9 protein-coding genes are annotated in these 12940 nt (G+C 42.5%); 3 read left to right on the top strand and 6 right to left on the bottom strand.

What is annotated here, in order from left to right:
• Nucleotides 1-358: 358 nt before the first annotated feature.
• From BLS20_RS08935 to BLS20_RS08920, 4 genes are all read right to left on the bottom strand, one after another.
• Nucleotides 359-814 (bottom strand): MarR family winged helix-turn-helix transcriptional regulator, encoded by a 456-nt coding sequence (locus BLS20_RS08935; protein WP_090174030.1) that lies wholly within the window; start codon nucleotides 812-814, stop codon nucleotides 359-361.
• 229 nt (nucleotides 815-1043) lie between these two features.
• Entirely contained in the window at nucleotides 1044-3062 is a 2019-nt protein-coding gene (locus tag BLS20_RS08930) for an NAD(P)/FAD-dependent oxidoreductase (RefSeq protein ID WP_090174029.1), read from the bottom strand.
• Between the two features lie 108 nt (nucleotides 3063-3170).
• Nucleotides 3171-4091: a tRNA dihydrouridine synthase gene (locus BLS20_RS08925; RefSeq protein ID WP_090174028.1), complete on the bottom strand. Its 921-nt coding sequence runs from the start codon at nucleotides 4089-4091 to the stop codon at nucleotides 3171-3173.
• Nucleotides 4092-4496: 405 nt separating this feature from the next.
• Complete coding sequence (locus BLS20_RS08920) at nucleotides 4497-7319, bottom strand: ATP-binding protein (protein WP_176762353.1); 2823 nt, start codon at nucleotides 7317-7319, stop codon at nucleotides 4497-4499.
• A gap of 258 nt (nucleotides 7320-7577) precedes the next feature.
• Between BLS20_RS08920 and BLS20_RS08915 the strand changes: the two genes are divergently transcribed.
• Nucleotides 7578-8438, top strand: a complete 861-nt coding sequence (locus tag BLS20_RS08915; RefSeq protein ID WP_090174026.1) for a chorismate mutase — start codon at nucleotides 7578-7580, stop codon at nucleotides 8436-8438.
• 20 nt (nucleotides 8439-8458) lie between these two features.
• Nucleotides 8459-9628 (top strand): alanine racemase, encoded by a 1170-nt coding sequence (alr, locus tag BLS20_RS08910; protein ID WP_090174025.1) that lies wholly within the window; start codon nucleotides 8459-8461, stop codon nucleotides 9626-9628.
• 34 nt (nucleotides 9629-9662) lie between these two features.
• Here alr and BLS20_RS08905 read toward each other — a convergent pair whose 3' ends face one another.
• Nucleotides 9663-11690 (bottom strand): S8 family serine peptidase, encoded by a 2028-nt coding sequence (locus BLS20_RS08905; protein ID WP_090174024.1) that lies wholly within the window; start codon nucleotides 11688-11690, stop codon nucleotides 9663-9665.
• A 160-nt stretch (nucleotides 11691-11850) separates the two neighbouring features.
• Here BLS20_RS08905 and BLS20_RS08900 point away from each other — a divergent pair, with 160 nt between their 5' ends.
• A complete protein-coding gene (locus BLS20_RS08900; RefSeq protein WP_090174023.1) occupies nucleotides 11851-12255 on the top strand; it encodes a hypothetical protein in 405 nt (134 codons plus the stop codon).
• A 43-nt stretch (nucleotides 12256-12298) separates the two neighbouring features.
• Here the strand turns inward: BLS20_RS08900 and BLS20_RS08895 are convergent, their stop codons facing one another.
• On the bottom strand, nucleotides 12299-12895 hold the full coding sequence (locus BLS20_RS08895; RefSeq protein ID WP_242870561.1) for a cytidylate kinase-like family protein: 597 nt from the start codon (nucleotides 12893-12895) through the stop codon (nucleotides 12299-12301).
• Nucleotides 12896-12940 lie beyond the last annotated feature (45 nt).

Raw genomic sequence — 12940 nt, 5'->3', positions numbered from 1 at the left:
ATTTCTGCCCAATATAACAAGTAAATAGTGCTGACGGTATCTGGGAGGAGCCAATATGACAAGACGGTTCGAGCCAACTGCGTTCTCCCTATGTGCGCACGGGAAACCGTGATCCACGATAATAGATAGCAGGGCTCTCGGCGGACCATTAGCCTGTTGGTAACCAATCCACGAATAACAGAGTGGCTACATGCCGGAGACTGTTAAACTGGCTCTTTCCAGATGCTGTCAGACAATAACAAATGTGACAATTATCAGGTGGAAAGTTTGTTGAGGCTTTCCTGCTTGACAAAGGTCACTTCATAACAGGGAACCATGTTCTTAAAAATATTTCTCACTTTTCATTACCTCTTTTGTTCTAGTCTTTACTATAGTTATCCAACTCTGCTTTTGCCGTATGATACAATTCGTTAAGCAATGAAATCATATCCCGAATTCTCTCTTCTTCAATCTGTCCTAATATCTTATCGAAGAATTCCTCTCCTCGTTTATGAAGTTCCTTGCACTGCATCATTCCATATTCGGTCAAGATAAGAACCGTATTTCGCTTACATTCCTTGGCGCTTCTCCTTTCTATAATTCCCTTTTCCTCCAAGGAGCGAAACAACCGGCTTGCAGACGCCGCCGACATATTCATCTGCTCACAAACAAGCGAAACGGGAATCTCATCAAGCCCCAATACATGCTTCGCTTTTGCCATCGTAATCATCACTTGTTCTTCGCGCAGGGTATATAAATCCGTCAATTTATTCAACTGTAATTTTGAAAATTGATGCACTGCCTGCATTACTTCCATTGCAAGACTATGTTTCATATTCAGAACCTCTTCTTTAACACTGTTAATCTTTAACCATGTTAATTATTATATGCATTATCCGTCCTGTGTCAACTACGCATTTCATAAATTTTTTGTAAAATCCATTTTCCTTCCATAGAAGAACCTGAGCGAAAAACCAGATTCTTTCGTGTATAAAAAAAGGTAATCCCCCGGATTATCCTCCAAGAGATTACCTCATATTCGCTCTTTGACACAACCTATAGCATTAGAACTGAACCTTATCTACACCGGTCTTATCCTCTGACTCTATCGATACCCCGGCAAGATATCCACTTCTGGTAGCCTGATCCACCTTACCCGGCTTAATTGCATCCCCAATGACATAGACCTTTGCATCCCCAGCAGCACTCTTAAGCTCCTCATAATCGACAGACTTCATACCAAGTGCATAAATAACCGTATCTGCCGGAAGTTTTTGAACCCCGTCTGCATTTTCAATCGTTACACCATCGGCTTCAATCTTTAAGCACTTTGTCTTAGGAAGCATGCCCATGTTGTTTTTCTCCATTTCCCAGACGAGAGCTTCGCGGTACATACCGAAAGATTCATTTGCAACCCGGTCAAGCATTTCCACTACGGTAACTTCATGACCTGTTTTCTGAAGATGAAGACCAGCTTCACAGCCAACTAGTCCGCCACCAATCATAACAACCTTCTTGCCTACTTCTATCTTACCTGCATACATATCCATAGCCTGGTGCGCATGCTCTATGCCGGGAATTGGAGGGCAGGATGGAACTGAACCGGTTGCAAGAATAACCGCATCAGCACCAAACTCTTTTACAAATTCCGGCGTAGCCTCGGTATTCATCTTAACCTCGATATCGCGGCGCTCTACCTCACGAATCATCATATCCTTAAAATTACGAAGATCCGGCTTATCGACATCCACATCGGTAAACCATAATAATCCACCAAGCTTATCACTCTTTTCAACCAAAGTTACCTTATGCCCTCTATCTGCTGCTGTCATAGCTGCTTGAAGGCCGGCAACGCCGCCACCGATAACCAGAACTTTCCCCTGTTTATCCGGCGCCGGAAGTTCTTCCGGATCAAATGGAAGATGTGCAAGTGGATTAATTGTACAATGCCCCACATAGAGCGCGAGCTGCTCACTGTTAAACGGAAGATCATCATATCCTTCTTCCGGCGATCCCGGGAAGCACTTGTAACAACGCAGACATCGGCGAATGCGATCTTCTTCTCCGGCAATACATTTGTTCGCAAATTCCGGATCGGCAAGCATCTGACGACCAAATATACCAAAATCAATCTTTCCATCCGCTATTGCCTGTTCTACCTGCTCCGGTGAATTGATTCCACCAACACAGCCAACCGGAAGGGATGTATATTGTTTAATGATTGCCGCCTGCTCAATATTTAATCCATGTTGATGAAACATCGAACTTTCCGTTCCGGACTTAACGGACTCTTCATAGATTCCACATGTTACATGAATGGAAGTGAGATACTTTTCTGCCCACTGTACAAACTGACCGGTCTCTTCCGGTGTAATCCCACCTTCCTGATGATCCGTTCCATCAATACGAAGCTCCAAAAGAAAATCTTCCCCAACGGCCTCTCTTACCGTACGAATAATTTGAAGTGGAAATTTTGCGCGATTTTCCAATGAGCCTCCGTACTCATCGGTTCTTGTATTCATAAGTGGTGATAAGAATTGTGTAAAGATAAATCCATGACCACCATGGAATAACACTCCGTCATAACCAGCCTTTTGGATATAAGTAGCCGCAACTGCAAAGTCATTGGCAATACGATCCATATCCTCCTTTGTCATGGCACGAACAGGAACACCTGCTGAGTTCACGGTTTCAACCGGTCCGATTGCCTCTTGCTCGTCGTTAAACGGTACCTTCTCTTTTCCGCAATGCACCAACTCACCGAGTGCGATTGCGCCATGCTTATGAATACGTCTTGCATATTCTGCAACGGCGTCAAATGTTTTTGGATCCTGGTTTGGATCTGCAAAATCTACGTAAGTAAAGCCCGGGATTCGAACAGCATCTCTAAAGTTGACATCAAGCTCTCCTACGATTACGCAGGCATTGCCACCTTTCGCACTACTTTCAAGCTTTCGGTAGGTAGGGCCTTGTGCATCTGGATTTTGTACAATCAGTGAAAATGCCATCGGCGCACTGACAATTCGATTCTTATACGTCTTATTTCCGACCTTCATCGGGCTTAACAAATGTTCAAATTTCATGTAAAAACCTCCTAAAAATATCCCTTATTATTTACCTGATATTATTTTAACACGGAGATTATTCCCTGAAAAATGCCAATTCATTTTCGGATTTATAACATTTTTTAATTAAATAAAAAGTTCTTCTACCACCGCATCATACTGTTTTAGATTCTGACTTTTTTTAATCTTCTTCCACTGTTTTTCGCAGCCTGTAAACTTCTCCATAAGATAAGACCAGATCTCTTTTAATTTAAATAAAACCGTCTTATCTCCTGGCAACACTTCACTGTAATTGTGCTCTAGTTCTTTTAAAAACGCATATAGCACTTTGCGATCCGGCTCTCCGTCTAACAGGTTCGGATTACGGTAAAATCCCCTTCCCATCATAACCGCCGGTACACTAGGATACTGCTGCTCAAAACTTCGTATATCCTCTATCGAATTTAAATCACCGTTATACACAAGCGGCACCTTCGCTTCCTTTACAATATCCGCAAACACATTCATATGCGGTTTGTTCTTATAATAATCTTCTTGAAGACGCGGGTGCACGGTAAGCTCCGTAATCGGATAGTCCCAAAATACGCGGAAAATCTGCGGCGCCTCATCTTCTTCATACAGTCCGATTCTCGTCTTAACCGAAACCTTAAGATCACGTCCGCTCTTATCGATTTCATTAAACAGCTCTTCAAAGAACCCCGCCAGCATAATTGGATTTTCCAAAAATCCGGCTCCCTTATGCTTCGTTACCACGGTCTTAGACGGACAGCCAAGATTCAGATTAATCTCCCGGTATCCACGTTCCATGAGAACATCTGCCGTCTTCAGAAAATATTCGGCTTTATTCGTCAGAATCTGCGGCACTAACTGAATCGTATCATTGTGCTCCGGTGCGACATCTTCCTTCTCCCTCGTCTTAAGAATCGTATCGTACGTCGGTGAAATAAACGGCGCAAAATATTTATCACATGCCCGAAAATACTTTGCATGCGCGTTTCTATAAATATATCCGCCAATGCCCTCCATTGGCGCAAAGTAATACTTCATAACGGATTCTCCTCGTATGATAAGTAATCCCATATAAGATAGCATAAAAATGCGCAAAATTATAGCCCGATCGATTTATCTTGTACCTCTCGACCGGGCTACTTACAAATAATCTGTAATTTCATTGTCTACACCTATGCCTTTCATTAAACTTCGAGTATTTACTTAAGTTTTCTTTGGACCGTACCTCCTAAATCTGAAACTCTTCCCCAAAACTTCCAAGTTTCTGATGACGTCGGGTGACTCTCCCTTCGCTGATTACAAACCGTCATATGAACTAATCCTCCTGCGATTATCTGTTCAAAATCTGTAACCTTTTTGGTAATCTAATGATAATACGACTTAGGTGCTTTGTCAACCGTTTTCTATTAACTTGTTCGTTATTTTAAAATATTCAGAATATTCTCACGATTCATCCAGGACATTGGCAAGAACCTTAAGCATTCTGCCGATATCAATCGGTTTCGTGATAAAATCATCCATCCCTGCCTCTTCTGCCTTTATACGATCTTCTTTAAATGCATTTGCCGTCATTGCCACAATTGGAATGGTGGCTTTTTTCTCATCCGCCAATGTACGAATCCGGCGCGTTGCCTCATATCCATCCATTACCGGCATCTGAATATCCATTAAAACCAGCGCATAATAATCTTCCTGCGCCATTGTAAGCATCTCAATACATTTTTGGCCATTTTCCGCGCATTCAACCTCAAGGGATGCATCCTTTAAGATTTCCATCGCAATCTCTGCATTCAGCTCGTTATCTTCTGCCAGTAAGATTCGTTTGCCTGCGTAATCTTCTATATTGTTTTGCTTCTTATGTTCAATCTCTTCATGTTCTGTATGCAACTCTTCTTTTGGAAGTCGATGCCACATATCGATGGTAACCGTTGTTCCCTTCTTCAATTCACTTTCAATCCGAATCTCACCGCCCATCATTTCCACGAGCTGCTTGGTAATTCCCATACCAAGTCCGGAACCTACCACCCTGCTTTCCGTAGAGGTATGCTCCCTTGTAAATTCATCAAAGATATGCGGAAGGAAATCCTTTGACATCCCAATTCCATTGTCAGTAACGGTTGTCCGAACATGACAATACCCTTCCCTGTCATCCGGTATTTCCTCGACCACCATCTTGATGGTGCCCCCCTGCGGTGTATACTTGATGGCATTACTGATTACATTTAAAAAGACCTGATGAAGTTTCGTCTTATCCATATACAAGAGCGTTTTTGTAACCTGCATACTATTCTCATAGATCAGCTCTTTCTCTTTAAGTGCTTCCCCAAAGATAATCCCTATCACCTTACAAAACTCTTCTACTTCAACCAGCGTTTCCGTAACCGATGCCTTACCGCTTTCGATGCGTGCCACTTCTAACACGTTATTGATAATATCCAAAAGATACTTTGACGATGTCTGAATATTGGCAAGATATTCCTGCCTTTTTTCTTCATTTACCTCTTTTTTCTTAAGCAAATCTGTATATCCGATAATAGCATTCATCGGAGTTCGAATATCATGCGACATATTAAAGATAAAGGAAGACTTTGCCATGTTGGCCGCCTCAGCCTTCACTCTCGCTTCTTCTAAAACCACCTGCTGACGTGCTTTGTTATTTCGGCTTCGAATTACCAGCATCAGAGATATTAAAACGAGCAGGAAGATAATACTTACGCTGACCACCAGCCCCGGCTGATTCTGGATAAACTCCTTCAAGGAATAATCTGCCACAACAAGATTATTTCTGGCAGTTGCTTCACTCAGATAATCGGATGGCAAGAGCGAATTGCCCCTAGTAAGCAACATATACAGCTCCGGCTCATCGGTAGATACCGCCATACTAAGCGGCAAGATATCAGACAGCTGAACAACTTCCATTCCTTCGAATGACCGACTGTTTCTTATCATTTCAATGGCGTCTCGATACTGAAACACAGCAGAGTCCACGCTGCCATCTTTAGCCAGCTCCACGCCCTCCTTGTTGTCGGTAACCTCGACAATCTCAGCCTTCGGATAATGCTCTGTCACATAATCTTCCATCACACTGCCGCCGACCACTGCAATTTTCTCAGCATCTCCGATCTTGGCCCGCTGTTTATTCACAGAACCAAGCGCGAGACCTGAGATATCACAAATAGTTCCATACTGTTCCAACTCTCCAACATAATCACTTCCATACAAAGGATAGGCAACATGGATCTCACCACTTTGCAAAGCCTTCCTAAGCGCAGTATAACTGTCATATTCCTTATACTCAACTTCATAGGATGTAATATTCAGCTGGTGTTTCATCTGATCGATGATTTCTTTAAATATCTTGCCGTCATAAGTACTCTTGGTAAAAAACTGGCTGTCCGGCACATACCCACAGATAAGTTTATCATGTGTATCGAGCCAGTTTTGCTCTGCGTCTGAAAGATTAGAGCTTACCAAAGCCGGCGAATAGTATTCATAGTAGATAGCTTCGCTATATCCCGGTATAACCTCGCGTATCTGCTCCATTGTCGTATTCAGCTCTGCCAGGATGTCTTCATTCCCTTGCGATACCGCCATATAAAAACTTGTTTCTCCAATCTTCGTAAGCGGCGTCCATTCTGACTGCGCATAAGCCTCATAATCTAATATAGCATCGAGATAGCCACGCTCAAACTCGGCATTTTGTTCTTCTCTTGTCTCATACTCAACCAGTTCACTGTCAATCTCATGCTTCGTAAGCCAGTCCTTTAAAATCCGCGTCTGGATTGTATTTTTTATTGTGCCAATCTTCTTGCCCTGCAGCGTTTCTTCCAAATTGTCCTTTTCAATTCCACTTTCCTCTCTGCACATATAGAGAAAGTAAGCTTCATCGCCCATCGGATAATCCGGATACAATACCGTCTTCGCTCGTTCCTCAGAATATGACACGTCCTCCAGGATATCAATCTCACCATTTTCAAACTTCTCCCACAGCTCCGTCCAGGTTCCATAGACATATTCACACTTCCACCCCGAGAAGTTTGCTACCATCTGCAGGTATTCGTAGGCATATCCTTCTTTATTCGTTCCATCCTCGTTACATGTCATAAGACTTGGAGCATCCGTAAAAAAACCTACGGTTACGGTTCTTGACTCACCTGAGCCATCGGATGTTGCTGCATACAAATGAATCCCCGGACTTAACAGTCCAAAGAGCAGCATCACCACAATCATCGTAACCATAGGTTTTCGTAAAATGCATCTTCTCATTCTCCGCTCCCCCTGCGTATTCAAGACTCGCTCGCGAGTCTTGCGCGCCGGATTCGGGTCTGCTTCAGCAGACAAATTCCTGTCCGAATCCGTGCGCATCCTCGCGGAGCGTTTAACTCAGTCGGAGCTTATACTCCGACTGAGTTAAAACTTACTCTTATAGTAGCATATTTATGCTTATTTTTAAATTCTATCTGCCACCTTTTTGTTATTGTGCTATAATCATAGAATGTGAAAAATAAACACTGGGAGGATCCTATGACATTAGACGAAATTCGCCATAATATTGACCGCGTAGATAAAGAAATCAAAGCGCTTTTTCAAGAGCGTATGGAACTGGCCGATCAGGTCGCACAGGTGAAAGCACAAACCGGCGATGACATCTTCAAACCGGATCGCGAAATCGCCATCATCGACCGTTTGACCACCGATATTGAACCGGATATAAAAAAAGAATATATCGCACTGATTAAACGTATCATGGAAGTCAGCCGTAAATATCAGTACGGCCGCACTCTTGAGCTTCGCGACTGCCTGGATCTGACCTGGCTAACCGAAGAACCTTCTTTGAGTCAGATTGCCATGAAAAAATCCGAGCTGTACATCTGCAACATGGTCAGCAAAGACCTTGTCACAACTGTCGATGAATTCGCTCAGGTTGGACAACTGATTCAAAACAAGCAGGTCGACGCCGGCATCGGCATCTTAGAGGATGTGAGCATTTCCGCCTCTAAGGAACTTCATTCCATGCTGGTGAACGAGCACCTCTACATCAATCGCTGCGATATTGTCAATGACAGCGGAGTGCGCAAGAAGGTGGTCTTATTCAGCCCGCATCTTGTAGTTCTTCCCAATCACAACCGCATCAAGATTATGTTCGTCTGCCGTAACAAGAGTGGCTCTATCGCAAGTATCTTCTCGATGATTTCCGACTACAACGTGAATCTGACAGAGATTCATTCGCAGCCAAATGAACAGCTCGAATGGAACTACGAATTTTACGCGGAGATTGAAGCTAACCTGCTAAGTAAGGAAACGCAGGCTCTGATCTTCCAGCTGATGAACGAAACCTATGCATTTCAGATTCTTGGCAGCTACAACTGCGAAGGAGATTTTTAAAAATAAAAGGAACGATTATTATGGAATCAACACTTCGAAGAACCTGGTCCGAGATTCTTCTCGACAACCTGGCTCATAATTATTATGTATTAAAAGAAAGAATCGGCACTGATGTCAAGTTTCTCGGTGTTGTAAAAGCGGATGCTTACGGCCATGGCGCCATCCTGGTATCCCGCCTGTTACAGGAACTTGGCTGCGATTATCTTGCCGTCAGCAGTCTCGACGAGGCCGTAGAGCTTCGCGTTAACGATATTACACTTCCGATTTTAATTCTCGGCCATACGCCTAAAGACGAAGTCGAACATCTGATTAAATATAACATTACCCAGGCCGTCACCTGTAAGGCAAAGGCTGTTGAATACAGTGAAGAAGCCGTAAAGTGTGGTGGCACACTGAAAGTCCATATCAAAGTCGACACCGGCATGTCCCGCCTTGGCTACTTATGCGACGGCGACTTTTTTGATACCGGCGTTGACGGCATCTTAGAGGCCATTCAGATGCCGGGTCTTGAAACGGAAGGTATCTTCACACATTTTGCCGTTTCCGACGAACCGGGAGAAGATTGCAAAGCTTATACCGAGCATCAGTTCAAATTATTTACGGATGTTATCAAAGCAGTTGAAGAAAAGTGGGGTCACTCCTTTGCCATTCGCCACTGCGCCAATACCGGTGCCGTTGCGCGCTATCCTGAGACGTATCTGGATATGGTGCGTCCCGGCCTGTTACTGTACGGCTATGGTGACTTTGCCAAGGAACTTGGTCTTAGACCTGCCATGGCTCTTAAGACCAATGTCAGCACCATCAAAACGTATCCTGCCGGCACTGCCATCAGCTACGGCGGCATCTACACAACCGACAAGACTACCAGAATCGGCGTACTGCCATATGGTTATGCCGACGGATTCTTCCGTGCACTTTCCAATCGCTGCTCGCTTATGACCGTCGATGGTCCGGCTGAGGTTCGCGGTAAGATCTGCATGGATATGTGTATGATTGACTTAACCGATAAACCACACGTCGATGTCGGCTCCGAAGTGGAGGTCTTTGGTGAATCTAACTCCATCAATGAACTTGCCGCTTTAGCCGGCACCATACCTTACGAGCTGACCTGCGCAGTCAGCAAACGTGTTCCACGTAAATACATCAGACACGGCAAAATCATCGAAAGCGAATTACTGCTTCGTATGTAAATAAATGCCGGCCTTGTAAATGGGCCGGCATTTTTTATCTTTTCTTGTATTTAATTTTGGTAGAAGATGTGGTCTTCTTAATCATGGTCTTGTATTTCTTATACTTAGAAGACGGCAAATAGATTGTCGCAGCCTCTTTTATTTTCTTAAACGCTCCTGTCTTTACGCTCGTAAGATTCTTAGACTTTATTTTAATGGTCTTAAGATTCGTTGCATTATAAAATGCTTTTTTCCCAATTGTGGTTACATTCTTTCCAATTACAACTGTCTTGATTTTCTTCTTGCCACTAAATGCCTTTGCACCGATTGCGGTCACTTTATAGGTAACTCCATCGTAGGAAATAGTCGCAGGAACCGTAATTTTACTCTTTTGTGTTACAACACTTTTCAGTGTTGCAGTTTTCGTATTTTTGGTTATTTTGTATTTTAGTTTGGCTCCATTTGATGCAGTTATGGTAATCGTCTTTGTCGTCCAACTAGAAGAACTTACTCCCTTAGAAGTTTCCTGTGATGCCGTATTTAGAAAACTTGGCATCCCATATCCATAATAAACATCATAACCACTATCTCCAAGATCCGTGCTGATAGACTTTAGCGCTGCATAAATATCATCCTGATCGTAACTTTCATCTAAAGCTCCATATAAGGTCTTTTCCATTGCCGCTGCTGCTGACAGATACGGTGTCGCCATCGATGTTCCGGAATACGTCACATATGCCGATGTCCCCGTTGTGGACGCACTTGTGATATTTTCTCCCGGAGTTACAAAGTCCAAACTGCTACCATAATTCGAATAGGACGACACGGTCAACGATGAATTTACCGAACCCACCGTATATACATAAGAGCTATACGCCGGATAACAATATGCATCTTCAATATCCTCTGATTCATTTCCGGATGCGACAGCTGTAAATACCCCTTGGGATTTAGCGCTCGCCAGTGCAGACTCAAGTCCGCAGGAAGATGCATAGGATGAATATACGCCTTCTGCTCCGGCTGAAATATTAATGATATCCGCGCCATTTTGCGTTGCATAGGTTACAGCACTTGCAATATCTTCTAATGAGCCACTTCCATTTGCATCCATAACCTTGACAATCATAAGCTTTACATTCGATGATGTTCCTTGCGCAATAATTCCGGCTACATGTGTTCCATGTCCATTATCATCATCAACATCCGATGTGTCTGTTGTCGTGCCATAAGAAGATTCCCATGGTCGAAATGGTCCTTGAGATGAGGACTGCGTAATATAAGAATAGGATAAATCACTTAATATTCTTCCTTCAAACAGCTCATGATCTTCATAAATTCCGGTATCTAATACCGCAACCACTACTTCTTGTGAACCAGATTCTGCGTCCTGTGTGGCTTCATCCAGTCCCATCGTCGTTACGCCCCAGTCTGTTGTCGTTGAACTTGTAGATGCGCTAGTTGCTGTCTCATATGCAGAAACTAAAATATCCGGACACACATAGGTCGTTCCATACTCCTGTGCAAGATTATCATAGGCATTCTTTGTCTCTTTTTCTGTATCATAACTCAGAATATAATGATTCATCGTAGAGTCATATATGACTGCTTTTGCATTGTAGGTACTAATCAATTGATCCCCACTTTCCAATGCATCTGCATCGACAATCACTCGTTTAAGCTGATACGGATAACCGATTGTAAGAACATCTCCCTCTTGCGATGTTGTATAAATCCCTTGGTCTTCCAGATATGCTTTTAATTCCTTTTTATTCTCACTTTTGGTTCCGTCAAAAAAGTCTTCTTCTTTTTCTTTCGAAATTCCAAGTTCCTCATGCAGCGAAGTCTCTGTTCCTTCACTGTCATATACTTTTCCGCTTTCCAGATTTACATGACATGTCTTCTTAGCATCTGTCAAATCTGCCTGGATGTCTTCTATCGCCATCCTTTCTTCAACGGAATTAACAATTGTTATCTCTGTTCCATCTTGTGTCTGCATGTGTCCGGCTGTGTTTGCAGCTACACTAACCGGTACAAATCCGGTCATCATTCCTGCAATCAGCACAAACGCCAAAAATTTCTTCATATCTTATGCTCACTTTCTGTCTGGTTTTCCCCCCTAGATAAAAGTCGCATTTGCTGTTCATGTTACTCTCCTTTGATGAAAATGTCAATTTCATTTGCATTACTAATTTGTTATACTATAGTCATAATATTCATTCTAATCATTCAAGGAGGCATTCACTATGGACAATCAACAAATCCTTACCAAAATCGAAGAAGCACTCCAGGTTGCTACCACTGCTAAATATAACGCAGCTACCCTATACGACGTTTCCGATACTAGAGCAAGCTCCTTTGCCCAGGACACCTTTATGTATTTTGACACCAATGATCTTCAAGGCGAAATTCAAACGCTTCGCCTTCTTATTGACAATCTTAAGAGAATCTTGATTGATATTAAGACACACAATGACCATCTATTGTTACACGGCGGTTTTCTTCCTTGCGTTGACAAACAGATTGCGGATATGTTTTTATCAACAAGTCTTTGCAAACTCTTAGCAACTGACCAAAAGACCGTCACCATTCTAGATGAAATCATTCAAAAAATAAATATTCTTAAAAAAGATGTTGAAGCTACTATATAGCTAAAAAGCAGCTGTTGCAACTCCTTGCAACAACTGCTTTTTTTTATGATTCATCCACTTTTTTCAATGCTCCGATAATCAAGTCTGCACTCTTTTCAATTCCAAAGAATCCACTGTCAATTGATATATGATAGTTCTTAGCATCTCCAAATGTCTGATCCGTATAATATTTGTAATAAAACCTTCGTCCTTTATCTTTCTTAGCAAGGACTTTCTCGTTTGTTACACCTTCATCCCGAACCTTTAGTGTCTTGGCACGAAGTTCTTTATCGGCATATATAAAGACATTTAAGCATTTTATTTTGGCTTCTTTCAAAATATAATCCGCGCATCTGCCCACTATTACACACGGTCCTTTTTGGGCATGTTCCAAAATAATTTCTCGCTGCGCTCTAAAGATACTATCTTGTGGATCGCCTAGATATAATGCATTATAAAAATTCGTATTAAAATACTTATTCGACCACGAACCTGACTCATCTTGCGTCTCTACATATTTTTTATCAATTCCGGTTTCTTTACACACTTCATTGATAAATTCCTTATCCAAAAAAGGAATTCCTAGTTTCTCAGCTACCATCTTACCAATCGCATGTCCACCACTTCCGATTTCACGACTAATTGTAATTATAGTATTCATAATTTTCGCACCTCCTTATACTTTAATTATACACCATCTCTTCCT

It is taken from the genome of Eubacterium oxidoreducens, assembly GCF_900104415.1.
Lineage (GTDB): Bacteria > Bacillota > Clostridia > Lachnospirales > Lachnospiraceae > Eubacterium_C > Eubacterium_C oxidoreducens.
This window is presented reverse-complemented; position numbering and strand designations above follow the sequence as displayed.